Below are 21,615 nucleotides of genomic sequence, written 5' to 3' on the forward strand. Positions count from 1 at the left end.
GGAACGAGGATTTGCCTGAGAAAAAAAAGTGTAAGCTTGCAAAGAAGCCAGACATTTGCAGAAAACATAGAAGTTTGCAAATGAAAGTAATAGGTAATCTAGTTTCTTTCAATCGGGGAGGTGCTAGAGGCACTCCAGGCCGAGCCGGGTCGCAAGGTCCGAGAGGACCTAGGGGCATTCCAGGTCCGGCCGGTCCGCAAGGTATGGCTGGTCCTCCGGGTCCTTCTCAGTTACTTGTGAATCAGACTGCATTTGTAGACCCTGTATATGGAAATAACGCAACGGCTATGCTTGACGACGAAACAAAGCCTTGGCGAACAGCTGCTGCGGCTGTGGCTGCCGCCCCTTCAAACACGACGATTGTCGTACGACCCGGATTTTATACCGAGACAAACTTGGCCAAAGACGGAATCAGCTGGGTATTTGAAAAAGGAGCCGTGGTGTCTGCAGTCGGCAATCTTTTTGATGATATGGGGGCTGCGATAACCTTTGATGTTCTTGGTGAAGGACAGTTTCTAACGAGTGGAGCAACAACTGCAGGCAGCTCTATTCTTCGGAGTACTGGAGCAAGCACCATCCACTTTGTATGTGAGTCCATGAGCGATACGGTAGGCCATACGATCAATCTCCTTGGCGGCGGGAATTATACGATAAACGTTAGGGAGAGCATCACGAACAGCTTTGTCGGTGGTTCTGCCGTCGTCGTATCGAGCGGAACACTGTTTATGAATGCTTTTGAAATTTCGAATGATACCAATGGTACAGAAGACCTTATTCTTTTTACGGGGACAGAACAGCTCTCTATCAGTCTAGAAGCCACAATGATCAACAGCGGAGGCAGGGCAGTCGTTGCGACCAACAGCGCCCCGCCCCAGACGACCGTTATCACCTTGCGAGCGCGCACCATTCAAAACGCTTCTGGCTTACTCATTGATATCTCGCCGCTTTTTAATGGATCTTTTATTAGTTTCACTGTAGGTTTGGTAGGCGCTTTACAAGGGGTTTCCGTCCAAGGCGGCGGTATGGTTAGTTTGAATTCGTATATATTGGTCGTCATTAATTCAACAGCACCTGCACTCAGCATTAACGGGAATACGATTTTCTCGGGTGAGTTCGATCGGATCTTTAGTCAAGGCCAATGTATCCTCATGCAAAATGGAGAGGCGATTGTCCATGCCAAAGTCATGAACTCCTTCCAGACGGCGAGCACTGTCATTGATCTTCAAGGCGGGCAAATGAGATTACTGGTAGATCTGATTACTAGCTCAGCAGGCTGTATTGATGTGACTGGAGGCAGCCATAAATTGACTGTGATGCAGATGTCGACAAACGGAACGACGGTTCCTGCAGTCCATGTATCCGATAACGGTCAGTTATTCCTTAATTTCCAGGAAATTTTCGGATCTGTGAACGGGCTCATTACGGTGGAAAGCGGCGGAAGTTTGAACATGATCGGAGAGCGTATCACGACAAATGATAATGGGAGCGGTTTAAAGACCGCCTTGCTTATTACGGATGGTTTAGTCGATGCGAACGTTAACGTTATCTCAGCTTTCGGCGTTTGTATTCATCTCGCGTCCGGGGTTGGCAATCATAACCTCCGCTGCTATGTTGATGTGATAACCAGCACGGTAAATCCAAACCCTGTTTTTGCTGGAACCAGCTTAGTTCTTCAAGAAACAGGGAATGCCAGCATTCGGTTCAATCGAATGGATGCTTCCTTCTCCTCGCAGATGATCCAGCTCGTAAACGGTAATCTCAACATCGAAGGAGAAATGATAGTAAACACCTTTTTGCCCTCTTCTATAGGAATTGTGGTGACAGGCGGTAATTTTGTTGGCAGCATTAATCAGATCCAGCTGGGTACGCGCGTGTTAGAAGCTAGTTCAGGCAATGTGACCCTTTCCTTTGTCCAGATGACAGCCTTTCAACCTGATACAGAGCGTATTATGATCTTGCTCAGCGGCAATGTTAACGCCAGAATTGTTGGTGATTTTATTCAAGGGGGCATCGATTATACGGGTATATCGGTTCAAGACTCAGCCGTACTAGAGGCACAAGTCAACGAAATGAGAATAGACGGTATCTGTGTTCAGTATGATTCATCGTCTATTTCTGACTTATTCTTTGATAAGCTCACCGTTACGGGCGGCGTAACCGTTATTGATGCAGCAGCCATTGTGATGACCGCAGGTACATTAAGGGTCAAGGGCAGCAGAATCGACAACAGAACGGGACTTGTTACTGGAACAGGCATTCTTCTAATGAATGATGCAAGCTTCATCGCGGATATCGATTATATTCAGACATCAAGTAACGCGCTTAGAACCTCAAGCTCCGGCAGGGTTCAATTATACGCAGATGAGGCGGAGTCGGAAACGGATGTCATTAACATGAACAACCTCCCTAATGGCAATAGCGCGGACTATACGTTCAAAGGATTATATCGAACCTTTGATGCCACCGCGTCGGTTATTACCATTAGCGGCCTTGAACCGCCCAATGTGCTGCTTTTAATCAATGCAACCCTTATAAGCACAGCAGGGTCTTCTATCGCTTCACCAGTTTTAGTGTTAGTAAAGAACTATGGTATTGTTACGGCAACGATTTCGCCGGATGGTACGGTAACCTTTTTGTTTCCTCTTTCTGTCAATATTAATGCTGCAGTTAATTAAATACGGCCTAGATAGGCGAACAGTAAACCTTTGTGAATATCATTCAGCAATAAAAAACGGCGGTAGTTTGGGGCATGAATTGAATCACGTCCCTTACTGCCGCCGATTTATTGAAGCATCATTCTCTTTCGCCGACTAATCCTACTCCAAGCTCCAAGCTTGTTTGCCCCATCATCGGATCGGTTGTCCATTCTTTAGCAATCAACAAGACATCTTCCTCATAAGGAGTTATGAGCTCATCCTCCTCAAGCTCTGTAAATATGAGGTCATGCTCCAACTCTTCGGCTGTCAAAGCTCCCTGATTTACTAACGTTTCTCCGCTTTCTCCCACATAGCTGTATGCTCTGCTTATTTCACCGTTCAACGCCTTGGCCCAGGCATGATATTCGACTACTCTGTGCGTGCCAAAATAACAGGCCTCACCATAAACCCTGCTTAATTCAGCGATGACCTTTAAGGGGTTCTGCTCCGTTGTATCCGTTATATCCGGCATTAACGAATTAACAACGAGAGTCCATCCATTTACTGGCGGGCTAACGAAAAACTTCCCCTCATACGCTCCTTCGATACCAGTCGACCAGTTTGCCGGCTGCATGTTCATAAGATTAAGATGTTTTGCAACTTCATTCGTATTTTCGGTTTTCACGGCCATCCACTGACACTTGTATCCAAACGGCTGCGGATAGTCGGGATTGTCACTAAACTGCAAAACAGGCGCAGTGCGCGTTTTCGCCCCATATGCCATGATTACGGCTGCTGCCAATGCTAAAGCAATAATGAGATAGAGCATCCTTTTTCTCCCTTTCAGTCTAAGAAATTTTTTAGTACACCTATTATACATAGATGCTAATTATATAGTAGTATTACCCCATATTTTCCCACTAGAATAAGCAATTTTATTTTGATATTCTCATAGAGGAAATTTCTTCAATCCAGAAAGGAACATCAAAATGAAAAACGTTTATTTTCGCAGCTCAGTCTTCTTGCTTCTATCCCTGCTTCTCGTTTTCCCTCTTCATTCCGCACAGGTGAAGGCAGCCGAGCTCACGCCTCTGGAAATGTACTTTCCCGAAGACATAGAAGAACACTGGGCTTATTATGAGCTGGACAATTTTGTGAACGCAGATCTGTTACGGGGTTATGTGGATCAAGAAGGAACGGTAACGTTAAAGCCGAATAACTCCATAAGCCGTGCGGAGTTTGTTTCGATACTTGTCCGCGCACTGGATTTGACCAGCGATTCGCCTGGCACAACGTTTACGGATGTCGAGCAAGGAAAATGGTATGCCGATTCGGTTCGGACAGCCAGCTCCCTCGGTATCGTTAACGGGATTAGCGAAACGAAATTCGGGCCTAACCAGCTTATTAAACGCGGCGAAATTGCTGCTCTAGTGGTTAGAGCTTTTTCTTCCTCCATAAATTTTGAAGGAGAGACGGATACCTATCCGGATGTACCGGACTATTACGCTAAACCATTCATTTCGCAGGCAAGCCAAGCCGGTATTGTGCGTGGAGCGAGCAGTACGGCATTCAAGCCTTTCTCTAATGCCAAACGGTCAGAAGCCGTAGTCATGCTGCAGCGCGCGTTGGATCTGCAAAACAGAGAAATACCCGAAGACAGCCTGCTCACTGCCGCTATTTTAGATTCAGAGGAGAAGGAAAATCAAATTTTCAAAGAAAAGGCATACGATCAATTCGATGCAGCGTATGCACAATTTTATACGGGTTATTATTTAGCGTTAAGCCATTCATCTTCTGAAGAACTTCTTGCGCTTATCGATCAAGGCTATGATGTAGAAATGGAGAAAATCAGCGATCAAAAGCTTAAGGTCGTACAAAAAGCGGATCGTTTCGCCGTCATAGAGTCGTCAGGCGGGAGCTACAAGGCAACAACTACGATAGACAATGAAACCAATACGGAAACCGTGGCAACCGACGGCATTTATTATTTGAAGAAAATGAACGACGACAGCTGGAAAGTCTACATGTATTATCAGAATGAGCCGCAATAATGAAGATCAGTTTATAAAAAGTGGAGTGTGAACGGTTAACGTTCACGCTCTTTTTTTGCATTCGCACATCAGACATGCTTTTTACCCATTCACTTAAGACTGCCTTACAAAGCTTACAATATCACAACATATTGAATGATTTAAGATAACAAACCCTAGTTATCATAGAAACCGAACATAAAAACAAGAGGAGTTGAGAGATTTTGAAATTGAAACGTAAGGCTTTGCCGATGTTGGCGGTAACCGTGCTAGCCACAGCAGCATTATCTGCGCAGGGTATTAACAACGGCTTCAAAACACCTACGGTGGAAGCAAAATCTACCAAGAACATTTCTTGGCTCGCAGGCGATCATCATGTTCATAGTGAATGGAGTGTAGGCTGGGACAATTCTACGAATCCACCCACTGCAATCAAAGGCGGAGACGCCATCTACCCGATTACTAAAAATGCTCAAATGGCAGAGTCATACGGGCTCGATTGGATGGTTTCCACGGACCACGGCGGCCCGAACCATTCGAAAGTAAATTTAGAGCAGGCTTATCCCGAGGTGCTTAAAGCACGTGAAGCTGTACCCGGCCTGACTTTATTTTATGGCATGGAATTCGATACTCCGCAGGCCGATCACAGTTCATTAATCATTCCAAAAAACGATCAAGAATCACAAGTCCTTTATGATATCGAAAGTAAATTTAATAAGCGCGATCCTTTTCCTACTGATCCGAGCCGGGATACGGAAACCAATATGATCGCTGCCCTAAACTACATGAAAAATTTAACCGAGCCTCCCGTTCTATTTGCAAACCACCCTGCCCGCTCAGCCAGCGGCGCCAGCGTTTGGGGTCAGGATACTCCGCAAGAGTTCCGAAATTGGAACGATGCAGCACCGAATGTATCCGTTGGTATGGAGGGGGCACCCGGTCATCAGGCCGGTGCGGTCAATCCAGACGGCTCCATTGATCCGAATGGCAGCCGAGGCGGATATGGCAACTTCGCAACCATGGGCGGTTTCGATCAGATGAGCGCTAAAGTGGGCGGTCTTTGGGATTCCATGCTCGGAGAAGGAAGACATTGGTGGATTACGTCTACATCGGATTCCCATGTAAACTGGCGTGACGGCGGCAGCGACTTCTGGCCAGGGGAGTATTCCAAAACCTATGTGAAGGCAGAGAATACTCACGCGGATATCCTGGATGGATTAAGAAACGGCCGCGTGTTCGTAACGACGGGCGGTTTAGTCAATGAATTGGATGTAGATGTGAAAGCAAGCGGCGACCGCGCGAGCATCGGCGAAACATTAGAAATCAAGAAGAGCGGCAAAAGCGATGTGACGGTCACCATAACCTTCAAAGACCCGAATGTTAAAAACAGCCATGGCGATAATCCGGAAGTGAACCGCGTGGATCTTATCATGGGCGACGTAACCGGAATAGCGGAAGACCGTTCAACGGCCGTAAACCCAACTACGAAAGTTGTAGCTAGGTTCGACAAGAGCGATTGGAAGCAAAAAGACGAGTATGTGACAATCACCTATAAATTAAAAGATGTGGACAAGGATAGCTATCTTCGAGTTCGGGGAACCAATACCAGTGAACTTGAACCAAGCCTTGATCCTAAAGGGGAAAACCCGTGGACTGATCTTTGGTTCTATTCCAATCCGATCTTCATGAATGTGAAATAGCTTCAACGTAATGTTACGTTCAATGACGGGGAGTCCGGTTCATACGCTCCCCGTCCTTTCATTTTAAACGAATAAAAAGGATGTGTCGCAGCATTGAAGTTTACATGGTTATTTTTATTGCTAGGCCTTGTTCTCGTAAACGCGTCGCCTGCTGTGAGCGCACACAGCAATAACAGCGAGGGCTATTCTACGATAGATGTTCAAGACCAAAGGATTAGTTACCGGCTCCAGCTCGATTTCATTGAACTAAGCCATGCACTTGGTTTCGATGTGGATGAACAGAAAATAGAGAACCTTGAAGAATTAAATAAAATCATCTCTCAAAATAAGGCCCCGCTCGAGCAATATTTAGGCACTCATCTACTCGTATACGCAGATAGCCATCCCATTGAAGGAACGGTCAGCCAAGCGAAGGTGACCTTGGTAAATGATCGGCCATTTACGGATATCATGCTTTCCTACTCCGTTAGTAAACAACCTGAAATATTAATTGTGGATTACAACGTTTTTTTTGAAGACAGTGATCCGAGCCACGCGAACATGGCCAAGGTTCATATGGGGGGACAACAGCAGGAGTTTATTTTCACCTATGAAGTTAGGGAATTGAATCTGGGAGAGATGAGCTTTCTTACCCAAGCGAAACAATTTCTTTCGTTAGGATTAAAACATATCTTCACGGGTTATGATCATATCTTATTCGTTATTAGTTTACTTATTGGTGCCAAAACGATCCGTCATATCTTTTACCTTGTTACATCCTTTACGATTGCCCACAGCATCACGCTTGCCCTCGCGACCTTAAATATCGTTCAATTGCCAGGGAGGCTGATTGAATCCGCAATCGCGTTAAGTATTATTTATGTCGCACTCAAAAATATCTTCCAACCCGAATCCAAACACGCTCCTTGGATTGCCTTTGCCTTTGGATTAATTCATGGCTTTGGTTTTGCGGGAATTTTGTCGGAACTGCATTTAGGCGGAAGTCATTTAGCTGTCTCACTATTGTTTTTCAACCTTGGAATTGAAATTGGGCAGATCCTTATTGTATCTTTGGTTTTCCCGCTTTTTCTCTTCTTAAGTAAACGCCTGGTCAGCCTTAATAAGTGGTTCATGCCGAGTGTGTCTATTATAGTGCTGCTTTTTGGATTCGTATGGTTCGTTCAAAGAGCGTTCTAAATAGACGAAATCACCTTGCAGCCCACAGCATTCCCCTTTGCATGAGCGTCAACACTTCCGGCAGCTTGACGATATCTGCCGTATGGCCGATTGCATTGTAAAAAACGCGTCCCTTGCCGTAGTTCTTGATCCACACGACCGGCATCATGACAGGCCGCCATACTTCCGGAGAAATACATTCGTAATACGAAGTCGCCAGCACGCAAATCGAAGGATCGATCAGCATAAAATAATGCTCTGTCGTCAAAGTGAAATCGGGTAAGTTTCGGGTGATGAAATGATTTCTATCCATGATCCTCACCGTAAAATGATAATTGGGATGCGCGGCAAAAACGCCGCCAACCATTAGTTGGTAGCGCTGCTCGCATGGAAAAGCGTAGCCCATTCCGCCATGCAAGCCGGCGACGCCCGTACCGCTAGAGACCGCGTGCAGGAAGTTATCAAGCTGGTTCTTAGTAATCGTGCCTTCCGTATAGTTCGGGATGATAAGGTCAAGCCGGTCAATCTTTTCTTTATCGTCCATGACATCCCAGCTTGTATGCTGTTCCACTTCGAAACCTTCGGTTAACAATACCCCCGATAGCAGCGCCCCTACCTCCTGAGGCTGATGCGGCTCATAGCCGCCCGAGACAATGAGCGCTTTTTTCTTTGCCATGGATTGCCCCCTTACCTTTGCGGCAGCCTTGAGCTTTGGATAATATAATCAGCCGTACGTATCGCCAGCGCTACGGTGGTTAACGTAGGATTTGCGGTTCCGCTCGTCGGAATAACGCTATTATCCGCAACAAACAATCCGGAGACTCCATGCACCTCACCATATGGATTCGTCACAGAAACGGCGGGATCGAACCCCATCCTGCAGGTCCCCCCGTCATGAATTGCCTCAATAAGAGGCCCTTCCGTTTGCTCGACCCTATTGGCATGCATTGCCGCGAACAGCTGCCTGACACCCGCCCTCATTTGCCGGATAACCTCTCTATCCTTCTCGCTATAGGAAAAGTCCACCCGAATGTCCGGTACGCCATACTCGTCCTTTTCCGTTTTGTCCAGCGATACCTGATTCTCGTAACGTGATTCCACTTCGCCAAAGGCGCCTGCAACGACTCTTAATTCCTCCTGCAGCGGTTTAACGAGAAACTGTTGATAGGCGTTGAATTCCTCCGGCGGACCGCCGATCATCACCTGATAAGGACGGCCGGCCCCGCCCGGCAGCAAGATACCGAGTGCGCCGAGCACTTCGGGAAATTGCCTCCGGTCGAAATACCCCGTCAATCCAAGCAGGGAATGCGTAGTTAGGTAATGGCCAATGGCTTGCCCTGGGATGCCGGAAGCTAACAAAAGGCGCGGACTCTGGAACGTACTCGCCGATAAGACCACCTTTTTCGCTTTTAACGTGTATGATTTCTTATCGGGTGACATTACTCTTACGCCTGCGACCCGCTTTCCTTCGGTCAAAATTTCCACGGCATTCGCGTTAACCGCCAGATCATACGGCCTGCTGTTTAACGCCTCGGCAAGAGGGATGATGGAACTAAAAGCGGCATTGGAGAATAACTGCCCGTATTTGGTTGATTCTCGGTCAACGGCGATAGGCATAGAAACCGCCTCCGGAAACCCGAAGGCATGAAGACGGTCCAATAAAATAGAGGTATAGTAAGAGCCGGATTGGTAGGATGAGGAAACGCTCATTGCCCTCTCGGCGGCGGAATAATAATAAGCCAGCTCCTTAGCAGGAACAGGCCAGCCCACGGTTTCTGATGCCGGCATTCGCGGAGCCACCAGCTGCCACGCCAGCGTTCTGCCTCCTAAGGCGAACAGCTCTCTGAAGAGGGTTTGTTTTACGGGAGTGGAGACCTGATCAAAGTATCGTTTAAAGCGCGGGAGCGAATAGGTAGCAATATTGTAAAAATGAGTAGGAAGCAGCAAGCCTCCCTTTTCAACCATGCCGATTTTCTTTCCGTTCGTCCCAAAGTGCCGACATAACCGCGAGAGAACGGCCCCGCCTCCCGCTCCTGAGCCGACAATAAGGACATCATATTCGGTTTGCTCCATTTGCTCCAGAGGAGTAAGCGGAATCCATTCATTGCAAAATGCCGCGTCGCTTCGCTGTGAATCGTTCAGGCTCATGCTCCATCCCCCTTCAGCCTCAATCCAGCCTTCAATAAGATAATGGGCTAATAACCTAAACAAACCATATGCTAAACGACAAGAATATATTCTTTACTTCCCGTTTCTAAAATCGAATTTATCCGTTATAACGTTTAGCTCATGTCCGTTAATGATGACCGTTTGATCATCGAGCCATCGAATATCGGATTCGGATTCATGGTAATTCCAATAGATATTCCGCGGCTTGTTTTTCTTTTTTAAATCTACCAGTTCGCCACGGATGGCAAAATCGACCGTCGCCCCTCCATTAACCAGATAGGCATTCATTCGATATCGGCCCGAAGGCGAATTGGCTTGATCAATGAGATCCCCTTTGGGAAGATGGTTCATATCATAAAAAAATCGATATACGCCGTACCCCGTCAGAATCATTATGGCTGTAACCATTATCCCTAACGTGATTAGGATCTTCTTTATGATTTTCCTCTTTTGCTTCTTTATCTCTTTGCCTTCATCTCTGTTCCAATCCACCCTGTCACCTCTCATGCGTATTCTATCTCATTAAAATTGCTTCTTGTAACAGACTAAAAATCACAATTGCTTTCGAAGGCTATAGATAGATGTAAGTGCGCAGCCAGCCAGAGGAGATCAATCTTAGGAGGGAAAAGCATGAATATTAGGGTAAATATTCGATATCTATGGCATGATTGCTGGTTTAATTATTATCTAAATTTATTTAACTCTTGTTTGTGTGAAAGACATAAGTGCTACCTGCTGAGTAAATCAGAATATCATCTCTCCCGGAAAAGTCATCTTGTTTAAGGATGGCTTTTAAATTTATCTCTTAGGGTTCGAGATACTCAACAAGAATCCTTATTATTAGAAATTTATTAACGAGGGGATGATCGTCGCGTATGCTGATCAGCCTTCGTTTTCCCAATCTCCTATCTAATATTGATAAAGCTCTTATGATAGGATTCGTTGACGCTATGGCTTCATTTATGGAAAGGTTAAGATACTCTTCCACAGCATAATAAAATTCATATTGACTATGGATTCCTAAAGCAAGAGTGTTTCGTTTATTTTCTCTATTTAGGGTACAAAAATCTTGAATCATTTCATTATCAAAAGTAATCGACGCTTTTCCTGCCTGATCATGTGTCCCTCTATATCTGGTACTGTGAAAACCAATCCGCCTTTTTAACGAGTGGCATACTCTGGAATCAAGTTGTTTTTTTAATTTACTCCACTGCATGTATTTTCACCTCACTCCACGACGATATAAGCAATGTTCATATGTCCCCCAGAATGGCAGGAAGCTGCTCATCATTTTTTGCTAGCCAAGCCATTTCCTCAGCAAACCTGGCCTGAACGTTATTATGATGCTCCATATTTGCGTTAATCCACCATACTGACTCCAAGTACCATAACATTCTTAAGGAACTCACCAGCTTTCCGGCGGGAAACTCATTTACCGTACGGTACCCTTGCAAAAAGGCCGAAGCAAGCTCCGTTCGAAAGTTCCCATTATGAATGGACCAAGACAAAATAGCTCTGGAAACATCTATTTCCGGATAGTCATAATTCAAGCGGTCAAAGTCAAGCACGGCGGAAACCTGATCCTGCTTAAACAAAAGATTATCCGCCCATAGGTCACGATGACTCCATCCTGGTATGGATTTTCCAAAAGAATCGATGTCTATCGTCTTGGTTAATTTCATATGCAGCTCGATCTGGCTGATTAAATGCGTTTTATTTTCAACTTTGAGTTCCTCGATTACATTGCTCCAGTGGCTGATTCTGTCTTGGCGATTTTGCGTTATAAATTGCGTGTGTCCTTCTGCGCCGAGAGAACCGTCATTCAAAATCCGATGCATCATGCCAGTGACCAGGCCTAGATCATACATTTTGTGTATGTTAATGTCTTTTGGCTTCACGATCTCCCCGGTACAAAACTGCATAATAACAAACCTCTCATCCAAAAAGGTATGCAGAATAGTCCCGTTTACAGCTAGTAATTCTGGACATGGCAAACCCGAACTAAACAGTCTTTGCTGCTGTTCCAGCGCCCGAATTAAAACATCCTCGTTAGAATATCTTTTGGCATGATATTGCTTAAGCAAAAACTCGCCTTGATCGGTTTCCAGCTTCCACTTTAAATTTAGCCACCCCAGCGAAATCGGCGCCCATGAAAGGATTTTAAAACCAAATAATAGCTCGGATTTTTCTTGCAATGATAATAATAACGGATGAATGACAGCTTGCTCCGCCATGCTTGATCACCTTGCTTTGGGATTATTTTTCTCACGGCAAACATTTCTGCAAGAAGCTCTCCACAATTTCAAGGGTTTTGTGCGACCAGAACGCAGGTCCGCCATGGTCAGCCCCTTCTATTTGGTAAAGTTCCGCTTCTTTCCCGTTCTCTTTTAGGCAGTTGTACAGCAAAATGCTTTGCTCAAAAGGAACCAATCGATCCTTGTTGCCATGAATAATTAAGATCGGGGGAATGGGAACCTGTTCCGACACATAATTCATGCAAATTGTAGGCGCTGCTTTTTCCGGGTTTTCCAGCACATTTAACCCGCCGATCAACAAGCCTTCCGGGCTTTGCGGCCCAATATGATCCATCGTGGAATGAGCCTTGTTCATTTGGCTAATATCCGTCGGCGCATAGTAATCGATAATGCCATTCACCTGGCAAGAATATTCCCCGAACAATTCCGTATCCAATTCCTTCTCCTGCCAAGTAAGCCCAGCCATCACGGCCGTGTGTCCTCCAGAGGAATCTCCCCATACCGCGACTTGGTTCGGATTAATTTTGTATTCGGCGGCATTTTTACGCAAAAAACGAATCGCCGTTTTGGCATCCTGTATTTGCGCAGGAAAAGGTGCCGCCTCCGATGGCCGATATTCGGCAAGAGCCACCGCGTAGCCTTTTCTAGCTATCCACGAGAGCGACGCCAAATTGGAATGCGGATCCTTGAATAAAAACGATCAGCGGCCATATTTTCTCCGGTTGCTCGTGCTGTGAAGGAAGCAAGAGATGCATATGCAAAGGATAGCCGTCCCGTACGCAATAACCCTGGTTGTACACCACCCTGCAAAAAATAGCATTCTCATCTAAAGGTGAAATTTTCATCCCCTCTGCCGTTGCACGGGAAGCCGGAAAATCCTTATAGCTCAGTTTGCGTGGTTCTATCATCATCCCGCATTTCCTCCTCATCGAGTATGACCGTGATTCTACATATTCCTGATCTCACACTTATTATAGGCTTCACAAAAGAAACAAAAAGAGTAAGATGTTTAAATGTAATTTCATATTTTACATTATGGAGCTATAAGAAAAGGCAGACGATCCTAGCTGGACCGACTGCCTTTCTTCTTTTCAACTTACACCTCTTATATCTTTAATCCTATAAACTGCTAGCCGTTTTGTCATGCACTACCTATAAATCCTCAAAACCAGCCACTATAAAAATAATCGCGCTAACAGCTAATATATGAATAATAGAGAAAGCCGTATGTACAGAAATAACGTTCCAATCTTTTCTCGTAAAGCGAGGATTGCCCCGTATTTTATAAAGGCAATAACTGAACACATAAGCAACAAACAGAGATTGTAATAACCATTTTAAGACGGTGAACATTGCTGGCGTGTTGTTGACATTTGGAATCAAAAACCAATGGAAGGGCTCGAATGCCAAGGAACTTATTAGGATGACCCACGCCACCAAATGAATCGTTAAAGCGATCAAGATATTTTTCAGAATGGAAACCATCCCTCTTTCTTAAACGGTATATCTTCCTAAACGTATGAAATTAGAAAAATGTTACTTTGTATACAGTGAGTAGCGGGTTAATATCACTCTTCGTGCGCCTTCGGATAAATAACAGGAAAAACTCCTGTTATATTTGCTGAGAAGGTTTGATTGCTTCGATTAACTGGATTTTCTCCTGCTAATTCTGTTGATTACCCCTACAACGGGAGGAAAAGCCGAAATTAAAGGGATAAATTCCAGTTAATACGGTTACTTTGCCTGCTGCAGACGAATTAACAGGAGATTTTCCCGGTAATGTGACTTTTCAGCAGACAAGCTGCGCAGTAAAAGTCTTTTCATTCAGTAAGCAGCAGGCGTACTCTCACGTCACTAAATCACCTGTTGATCTACTATTGTCTCCGAGGCAGCTAACTACCTTGTTTGATCTTAAACCAGGCAATAATTCCCCTCCTCCTCCAGACGGAGTCCAAAAGCATGCTGAGGACCCTACTCTCATAAAATGGATACGGTTAAAATTACGGTAACCGAGCGACACACCGGAACTTCCAACAATCGAAGATACCCTTACATTGGATCCCAGTTTTGCTTCACAAAAATTTGAGGAGGTTACACAATGTCCGTGTTAGAGGTGCGGAATTTGCAAAAAAGCTTCGGAGCCGTCAGCGCCGTTGCCGATATCAGCTTCACGGTGGAAGCCGGCGAGGTGTTTACGATTATCGGTCCGAACGGTGCCGGCAAGACGACTACGCTTGAAATGATCGAGGGGCTTCAGACCCCTGATGCAGGCCATATCGAGTTCGGCGCATTAAATTGGGGCCAGCATAGTGACCAAATAAAAATATCCATCGGCGTTCAGCCGCAGTCCAGCGCCTTATTCGACTTACTCACGGTAGAAGAAAATTTAGATTTGTTCGCTACCTTTTATCCGAAATGCAAGCCGGCTGCAGAGGTTCTTGAGATGATTAATCTCACTGATCAACGGCACAAACAGGTCAAGAAGCTCTCTGGCGGCCAAAAACAGCGGCTTGCCATCGGGCTCGCGATGATTAACGACCCGGTTATTATTTTTCTGGATGAACCGACCACGGGGCTGGATCCGCAGGCCAGACGGAATATTTGGGACATCGTGCTCAGGCTGAAAGCACTCGGCAAAACGACCATTTTGACAACGCATTACATGGAAGAAGCCGAAAAGCTGAGCGACCGCGTCTGTATCGTTGACCAAGGAAAAATCGTTACGCTCGACACACCGGCTGCCTTGATTGACCGCCTTACGAAGGAACGCGAGGTTAGGCTCACCTTTCTCGACGGTGCGGAGGCCGCAATGGAAACGGAAAAAATTGCGCAGCTCCAGCCCGCAGTCGTCAGAACAAGCCGCGAAGGCGACGCGCTCCAGCTGTGGACGACACAGCCGGAAGAAACCTTATATGAGCTGTTCGGCTTTACCAAGGACCGCGGTTACCGCGTCGAGCAAATTTCCATTCGCGAAATGAGCCTGGAGGACGTATTTATTGCCTTCACCGGAAAGGAGTGGAGGGATTAGATGAATAACGCTAAGCAATTTTCCAAAATGTTCGCCGCACAAATTAAAATGATGATTCGCGAGAAACAGGTTTGGTTTTGGAATATTTTCTTCCCCGTTATCTTAATGGTTTTATTTATGGTTATTTTCGGAGGCGGCTCAAGTGACAGCTTTAAAGCCAAAATCGCAATAGTCGATTCGCAGCCCAATGCAGCCTCGGCGATGCTGCTGGAGCAGCTGCGGCAAATCCCGGTGCTTGAATTCACGGAAGAGCAGCCCATTACCAAGGAAGCCGGCAATGAGCTTGTTGAAAACCAAGATATCGCCGCTCTCATCATTCTTCCCGAATCGGATAGCTCCACGACGATACAGCTTGTCGTAAACAAAGCCGATGAGCAAAGCGCAACGACCCAAGCCGTCGCGGGCATATTGGATCAATTCATTCAACAGACGAATTGGACGGTGGCCAATGCAGCGCCTACGTACAGCTTAACGAGAACCTCGGTGTCCTCCGGCGCTGACGATTTGAATTACGCGGACTTCTTGCTTACGGGCATGATTGGTTTATCAGTGGCACAAGGCGGCCTGTTCGGCATGGTTGGCCTTGTCGAGATGCGACGCAACGGCTTAATGAAGAGGCTGCGCATGACGCCAGCCAAAATGGGGCTGTACGGGCTAGCGGGCATGCTCGTTAAGCTCATTCTCGGAATCATTCAAATCATCATCCTCACGCTGATTGGCGTTTTCGGCTTTGGCGCTAACCTCCATATCAATGTGCTCACTTTAGTCATCGCCTTCATTGCAGGCGGATTGGTGTTTAACGCAATGGGCTATCTCTTCTCCTCGTTCAGCAAATCAATCGAGGCCTATATGGGGATGGCTAACATTGCCAGCATGCTGATGATGTTTCTAAGCGGTGTTTTCTTCCCGCTCGAAACTCTCCCGACCTGGCTGCAGCCGGTTACCCAAATGCTGCCGCTCACCTATTTCGTCGAAGGCATGCGTGACGGTCTTATCTATAATGCAGGTGTTGCCTCAAGCTCATTCTGGATTGGTATAGGGATTATGGTGCTGTGGGGCGTTGTTTCTTTCTTGGTGGGCTCGCAGGTGTACAAAGCAAAATCCGCTTCCGATATTCAGTAAACAGGTTTTGAGCCATAAAAAAATGCAGGCCGCGATGCTTATTTGAATAAGCATCGGCGGCCTGCCGTTTTTTGAGGCTATTTTTGAAATAGTCTACGCCGTTACACCTTGAATTCCGGATGCAGAAGCTGCGATTTCTCGATTTGAATGGTCGTATGCTCGATCTGAAACTCAGCCGCGATTTGCCCGATCGCTTCCTGAAGCACCAATTGGCAATCCACTGAATCCTCTACGACGAGGTGGCAGCTTAAGGCATCGAGCCCTGAGGTGATCGTCCATATATGGAGATCATGCACCTCTTTGACCCCCGGAATGCGAAGCAGCATCGCCTCGACTTGGTCCGCGTTCACATTCGCAGGGGTTCCCTCCATCAGAATATGAACGGTTGATTTGATGATTCCCCATGCGCTTTTCAAAATAAGAAGGGCAACGATAACGCTGATGATAGGATCCGCAATGTACCATGAAAATAATGACATCAGTATGCCGGCTATAATTGCCCCTACGGATCCAATTGCATCGCCAATCACATGGAGATAGGCGCTTCGAACGTTTATATTGTCCTTCACATCCGCTTTCCGCATGAGAAACCATGCGCTAGCAAGATTGGCGAGCAGGCCAACGCCGGCTATAATCATCATCGTCCCGCTTGCCACGGTCGGCGGTTCCGCGAATCGTTCGAAGGCCTCTACAATAATAAAGGCTGCAATCACAAACAGCGTAATGCCATTCAGCAGCGCCGCCAAAATCTCGAAGCGGTGAAAGCCGTAGGTACGGCTGGATGATCTCGGGCGCACCGCAAACCACATGGCCGCCAAGCTTAACGCGAGCGCTGCAGTATCGCTAAGCATATGTCCCGAATCGGATAAGAGCGCTAATGAATTAGTTATTAATCCTCCGGCAAACTCCAGCACCATGATGCCCGCCGTAATGACCAAAGCGATCAGCAGGCTGGCTTTATTATTCGGCGCATGCGAGTGTCCATGATGGCCATGCGAGTGTCCATGATGGCCATGCGAATGACCATGATGGTGTCCGTGGTGATGACCGCTATGCGAGTGGCCCCCATGGCTATGCTTGCTTTCCTTTGCGGCTGCCGTCTTTACGTCTTCACGCTTATGGTCATGTCCGCTTCTTTCATGCGAATGTCCGCATGCTGCGCCGCCATGCGCATGCTCATGCGTATGCTGCCCGGTTTCCCCGCTGCCAGCGGCTTCCCGCAAGCTGTGTTCGAATTTGTCATCATGAGGCTTGCTCATACCGTTCCCCCCGCTCCGTTACGACAGACGTTTTTAGTCTGTTTCTTCATTGTCCATTTCATAACAATTATTTTCCTAAAATAACATATGAACATGTGCTCATATGTATTATATGTAAAATATAACCTTGTTGCAACTCCTTTTGCATACTTGCTTATCAATCTGGCAAAGCCATATAAAAAGAGGCGCATTTCTGCGCCTCCGTTCTTTTTTCGCTATGATTTAAAACTTTGTATGTTTAGCCAGCTAGCTGCGTTGCGGCTCAACGGCCTCTGTCAGCTTTTCCTCAAGCTCCGCCGTATAAGCAGCGCGCTGCTCCCCGCTCCAGCCGAAACGATCCGCCATTGCGGCTATAACCGCTTCCTTCCACTGCTTCACGTATCCGATCCGGAAGAACAAATCGCCGGTACGGCGAATGAAGAAATCTATGGGCTTCACCGTCATCTCCGATTCCAGAGAGTAGCGCAGCTGAACCGCCAGCACTAGCGGAAGCTCAAAAGCAGCCGCCCATTCCGCCGTACTCTGTGACAACGCGAAAAGTTGATCGACATTTGAACCGTAGCGCTCCGCAAGATAAGCCGACTCTTCCTTCGTAAACCCATAACGAGCGCCTTCGGCTGTTTTCTTCTGCACAAACGGCTCATATCCGCTTGAACCGCCTAGATCGCCGCCGGACATCGGAATCGTTTTGGTTTCGCTTTTGGCAAAATGAGCTTGGCTTCCTTCCTGTCCCAGCAGCTCGACGACCTTATCGACGACCGTCTCCGCCATTTTGCGATAGCCCGTCAGCTTGCCTCCCGCAATAGAGATCAGACCCGATTCCGATACGAATATTTCGTCCCGGCGGGATATTTCCGAAGGGGATTTCCCTTCCTGCTGGATAAGGGGACGAAGTCCTGCCCAGCTGGATTCCACATCGGCTTCAGCCAGCTTCAGCTCGGGAAACATGAAATTTACCGCCTGAAGCAGGTAGGTGCGGTCCTCCAGCGTCATGACGGGATTAACCGCATTCCCTTTATAGTTGGTATCGGTCGTACCGAAATAAGTTTTCCCTGCACGGGGAATCGCAAACACCATGCGTCCATCCGGCGTGTCAAAGTAAACCGCTTGCTGCAAAGGAAATCTGCTCTTATCAAAAACAAGGTGAACGCCCTTTGTCAGGCGTAGCGTTTTGCCTTTTTTGGAGCCGTCCATTTCGCGGATATCATCTACCCAAGGACCGGTTGCATTAATAATTTTTGTCGCCGTAAGCTCATAGGATTTACCGCTGATAGTGTCTTTAACCAACGCGCCCGTTATTTTATTGTCCTTGCCGTACCGCAGCGTCTCCACCTTCGCATAATTGACCGACAAAGCCCCTGTTTCTACCGCTTTTTTCATCACTTCTATCGTCAGCCGCGCATCGTCCGTGCGGTATTCCACATAATAGCCGCCGCCTTTCAAGCCCTCACGCTTCAAAAGCGGCTCTTTTGCGAGCGTATCGGCTGCGCTGAGCATCATGCGGCGCTCTTTTCGTTTTACTCCTGCCAAGAAATCATATACACGCAAACCAATCGATGTCGAGAATTTGCCAAAGGTACCGCCTTTATAAAGCGGAAGCAGCATCCATTCCGGCGTCGTCACATGCGGCCCGTTCTCGTATACGATTGCCCGTTCCTTACCAACCTCCGCCACTACGCCAATTTCCAGCTGCTTCAAATAACGCAGGCCGCCGTGAACAAGCTTCGTTGAACGGCTCGATGTCCCCGCCGCAAAATCCTGCATTTCTACCAGCGCAACCTTCATCCCGCGGGCCGCAGCATCAAGCGCGATGCCTGCTCCCGTAATCCCGCCGCCTATAACTAAAACATCGATATGCGATTGCTGCATTTCCGCCAGCACCCGCTCCCGGCTCTGTGCGGCAAAGTTCTCTTTCTTATGGTCGTTCTTCATTCTTGTTTCCTCCCGGTTCTATTGTAGTTAGTGTTCTGCCAGATGGTCCCGGCTACTCACGAATAAATCAATATAAACAAAAAAACCACTCAAACCGCTTCCCTGCCCCTGAAAGGGGTATGGAAGCGGTCTTCGTGGTTTCTCCTGATCTCCAACCGTTATTAACTTGGGGTTAGTATAGCATAATTATTGCGCAAAAGCCATGGCCGCTTTAACCGCGCGATGCCAGCCGGCGTATAACGCATCACGCTGCCGGTCCTCCATCGCTGGAGTAAACACTTTATCGACCTGCCTCAGCTCCGCCAGCTCCCGGCGGTTTTTCCAGAAGCCAACAGCAAGTCCCGCCAAATAAGCGGCGCCAAGCGCCGTGGATTCATTGATAACGGGACGTTCTACCGGCACACCGAGAAGATCGCTTTGGAATTGCATGAGCAAATTATTATTAACCGCTCCGCCGTCCACGGACAGCGACTGCAGCGGCAAGCCTGATTCCTCTTCCATTACAGAGAGGACATCCTTGGTCTGGTAAGCCAATGATTCCAAAACCGCGCGGACAAAATGCGCCTTCGACGTTCCCCGCGTCAAGCCGAATACGGCTCCACGGACATCACTGTTCCAATAAGGCGTACCTAAGCCAACGAATGCGGGTACGACGTAAACGCCATCCGCCGATTCGACCTGCTCTGCAATCCCCTCCGTTTCGGAAGCCGATTCGATAAGCTCTAAGCCGTCGCGAAGCCACTGAATGGCAGCCCCGGCAACAAATACGCTGCCTTCAAGCGCATACTCGAGCTTGCCGTCTACTTCCCACGCAATCGTTGTAAGCAGTCCTTTCTCGGATACAATCGCTTTTGTGCCTGTATTCATGAGCATAAAACAGCCGGTCCCGTATGTGTTTTTCGTGCTTCCTTCTTCATAAGCATTTTGGCCGAATAACGCCGCCTGCTGATCGCCAGCCGCGCCGGCCACCGGAATGCAGCAGCCAAACAGCTGCTCATCCAGTTGGCCATAAATTTCGGAAGAGGAGCGCACCTCCGGCAGCATCGCTTTTGGAACCTGTAATATTTGAAGAAGCTCGTCATCCCAGCGCCGCTCATGGATGTTAAACATTAGCGTTCGGGCCGCATTGGAGACATCCGTTACATGCACAGCCCTGCCCGTTAGGTTCCATATGAGCCAGGTATCAATCGTGCCGAATAACAGTTCGCCTTTCGCGGCGCGTTCGCGCGCCCCCTCGACCTGCTCCAACAGCCAATTCACCTTCGTGCCCGAAAAATAAGCATCGATCAGCAGCCCGGTCTTCTCATGGAAAACCTGCTCATAGCCTTCTTGCTTGAGCCTGTCGCTGATGGCTGCCGTTTGACGGGATTGCCATACGATGGCGTTATATACCGGCTGGCCCGTTTCTTTATCCCAAATCACCGTCGTTTCCCGTTGATTCGTAATACCGATTCCTGCTATTTGATCGGCGGTTATGCCTGTTTTGGCCATAACCTCGGCAATGACTTTTTTGGTCGATTCCCATATAAACAGAGCGTCCGCCTCGACCCATCCCGCATGAGGGTAATGAAGCGGAAGCTCCTCGCGAGCCATATTGACGATCGCTCCGCTCCGATCCACGAGCAGCGCCCTTGTGCTTGTTGTTCCTTGGTCAAGCGAAAGCATATAGGTGTCCATTCTTATTCCTCCTTCGTCATTTCATTTCTGCTTTACTCCGCGGGCCTCCACAGCTCCTTCCGCGATGTCGTTATCGCCGAAGCCCCTGCTTCAAGCGCCTGCTTGACATGCGCCTGTGTCCGGATCAGGCCTCCCGCAATGATCGGAATGCCGCTCCGCTCCTTAACCTCGCTTATAATATCCGGTATAACGCCCGGAAGCACCTCAATGAAATCGGGACGATTCTTGTCCAGCACAGTGTAGCTTCGCTCTAACGCATCCGAATCGATCAGAAAGAGCCTTTGTATCGCAATAAGTCCATTCTGCTTCGTACGCCCGATCACGCTTGAGCGTGTAGAGATAATGCCTGCGGGACGTATGGACTGGCAAAGAAACTCGGCCGCATATTCATCGTTTTTCAAGCCGTCGATCAGGTCTGCGTGCAGCAATACCTTTTTCCCATGCTGGTTTGCCAGGTCGACGATATTTTTCAGTTGTCCCAAATGCCCGCCCAGCAGCACCATATATGAAAAAGGGGAGGCAAGAACAGCCTCCACATCCTTCAGCTTATGAACCGCCGGCAGTACATTTTGTCCATTCAGCAACAATGACAAAGCCTGCCACCTCCGTACCATTCCTACTTACGTTCGTCTTATGTTCGTCCGTATTGCCA

General features: G+C 47.6%; 17 protein-coding genes. 6 read left to right on the top strand and 11 right to left on the bottom strand.

Annotation, left to right across the window (positions count from 1 at the left end; genetic code table 11):
* Positions 1–80 precede the first annotated feature (80 nt).
* A complete protein-coding gene (locus ACN6MW_RS08135; protein WP_419875013.1) occupies positions 81–2,675 on the top strand; it encodes a collagen-like triple helix repeat-containing protein in 2,595 nt (864 codons plus the stop codon).
* 118 nt (positions 2,676–2,793) lie between these two features.
* Here the strand turns inward: ACN6MW_RS08135 and ACN6MW_RS08140 are convergent, their stop codons facing one another.
* Positions 2,794–3,465 carry a hypothetical protein gene (locus ACN6MW_RS08140; protein WP_419875014.1) on the bottom strand — a complete coding sequence of 224 codons (672 nt, stop codon included), beginning with the start codon at positions 3,463–3,465 and terminating at the stop codon, positions 2,794–2,796.
* A 160-nt stretch (positions 3,466–3,625) separates the two neighbouring features.
* On the opposite strand from ACN6MW_RS08140, the gene ACN6MW_RS08145 reads away from it, so the two are divergent.
* From ACN6MW_RS08145 to ACN6MW_RS08155, 3 genes are all read left to right on the top strand, one after another.
* On the top strand, positions 3,626–4,687 hold the full coding sequence (locus ACN6MW_RS08145; RefSeq protein ID WP_419875015.1) for an S-layer homology domain-containing protein: 1,062 nt from the start codon (positions 3,626–3,628) through the stop codon (positions 4,685–4,687).
* A gap of 203 nt (positions 4,688–4,890) precedes the next feature.
* Complete coding sequence (locus tag ACN6MW_RS08150; RefSeq protein ID WP_419875016.1) at positions 4,891–6,366, top strand: phosphoesterase; 1,476 nt, start codon at positions 4,891–4,893, stop codon at positions 6,364–6,366.
* A 270-nt stretch (positions 6,367–6,636) separates the two neighbouring features.
* Positions 6,637–7,542 (top strand): HupE/UreJ family protein, encoded by a 906-nt coding sequence (locus tag ACN6MW_RS08155; protein WP_419875017.1) that lies wholly within the window; start codon positions 6,637–6,639, stop codon positions 7,540–7,542.
* Positions 7,543–7,552: 10 nt separating this feature from the next.
* Here ACN6MW_RS08155 and ACN6MW_RS08160 read toward each other — a convergent pair whose 3' ends face one another.
* From ACN6MW_RS08160 to ACN6MW_RS08185, 6 genes are all read right to left on the bottom strand, one after another.
* Complete coding sequence (locus ACN6MW_RS08160) at positions 7,553–8,197, bottom strand: ThuA domain-containing protein (RefSeq protein ID WP_419875018.1); 645 nt, start codon at positions 8,195–8,197, stop codon at positions 7,553–7,555.
* Between the two features lie 11 nt (positions 8,198–8,208).
* The gene (locus ACN6MW_RS08165; RefSeq protein WP_419875019.1) at positions 8,209–9,669 is read right to left on the bottom strand and encodes a GMC oxidoreductase; all 1,461 of its coding nucleotides are present in this window, start codon (positions 9,667–9,669) and stop codon (positions 8,209–8,211) included.
* 93 nt (positions 9,670–9,762) lie between these two features.
* The gene (locus ACN6MW_RS08170; RefSeq protein WP_419875020.1) at positions 9,763–10,182 is read right to left on the bottom strand and encodes a DUF5412 domain-containing protein; all 420 of its coding nucleotides are present in this window, start codon (positions 10,180–10,182) and stop codon (positions 9,763–9,765) included.
* Between the two features lie 761 nt (positions 10,183–10,943).
* The gene (locus tag ACN6MW_RS08175) at positions 10,944–11,924 is read right to left on the bottom strand and encodes a phosphotransferase (protein WP_419875021.1); all 981 of its coding nucleotides are present in this window, start codon (positions 11,922–11,924) and stop codon (positions 10,944–10,946) included.
* Between the two features lie 31 nt (positions 11,925–11,955).
* Complete coding sequence (locus ACN6MW_RS08180) at positions 11,956–12,615, bottom strand: alpha/beta hydrolase fold domain-containing protein (RefSeq protein WP_419875022.1); 660 nt, start codon at positions 12,613–12,615, stop codon at positions 11,956–11,958.
* A complete protein-coding gene (locus ACN6MW_RS08185; protein WP_419875023.1) occupies positions 12,590–12,856 on the bottom strand; it encodes a hypothetical protein in 267 nt (88 codons plus the stop codon). The genes ACN6MW_RS08180 and ACN6MW_RS08185 overlap by 26 nt, the downstream gene beginning before the upstream one ends.
* A gap of 1,187 nt (positions 12,857–14,043) precedes the next feature.
* Here ACN6MW_RS08185 and ACN6MW_RS08190 point away from each other — a divergent pair.
* Positions 14,044–14,973: an ABC transporter ATP-binding protein gene (locus ACN6MW_RS08190; protein ID WP_419875024.1), complete on the top strand. Its 930-nt coding sequence runs from the start codon at positions 14,044–14,046 to the stop codon at positions 14,971–14,973.
* On the top strand, positions 14,974–16,095 hold the full coding sequence (locus tag ACN6MW_RS08195) for an ABC transporter permease (RefSeq protein ID WP_419875025.1): 1,122 nt from the start codon (positions 14,974–14,976) through the stop codon (positions 16,093–16,095).
* Between the two features lie 101 nt (positions 16,096–16,196).
* On the opposite strand, the gene ACN6MW_RS08200 is transcribed toward ACN6MW_RS08195, so the two are convergent.
* The 4 genes from ACN6MW_RS08200 to ACN6MW_RS08215 all read right to left on the bottom strand — a co-directional run bounded on the left by ACN6MW_RS08200 (position 16,197) and on the right by ACN6MW_RS08215 (position 21,550).
* A complete protein-coding gene (locus ACN6MW_RS08200) occupies positions 16,197–17,354 on the bottom strand; it encodes a cation diffusion facilitator family transporter (RefSeq protein WP_419875026.1) in 1,158 nt (385 codons plus the stop codon).
* Positions 17,355–17,600: 246 nt separating this feature from the next.
* Positions 17,601–19,286 carry a glycerol-3-phosphate dehydrogenase/oxidase gene (locus ACN6MW_RS08205; protein WP_419875027.1) on the bottom strand — a complete coding sequence of 562 codons (1,686 nt, stop codon included), beginning with the start codon at positions 19,284–19,286 and terminating at the stop codon, positions 17,601–17,603.
* Positions 19,287–19,472: 186 nt separating this feature from the next.
* Complete coding sequence (gene glpK / locus ACN6MW_RS08210) at positions 19,473–20,963, bottom strand: glycerol kinase GlpK (protein WP_419875028.1); 1,491 nt, start codon at positions 20,961–20,963, stop codon at positions 19,473–19,475.
* A gap of 32 nt (positions 20,964–20,995) precedes the next feature.
* Positions 20,996–21,550, bottom strand: a complete 555-nt coding sequence (locus ACN6MW_RS08215; RefSeq protein ID WP_419876302.1) for a glycerol-3-phosphate responsive antiterminator — start codon at positions 21,548–21,550, stop codon at positions 20,996–20,998.
* Between the last annotated feature and the right edge of the window lie 65 nt (positions 21,551–21,615).

Origin of the sequence: Pristimantibacillus sp. PTI5, assembly GCF_048572955.1 — a bacterium.
GTDB lineage: Bacteria > Bacillota > Bacilli > Paenibacillales > Paenibacillaceae > Pristimantibacillus.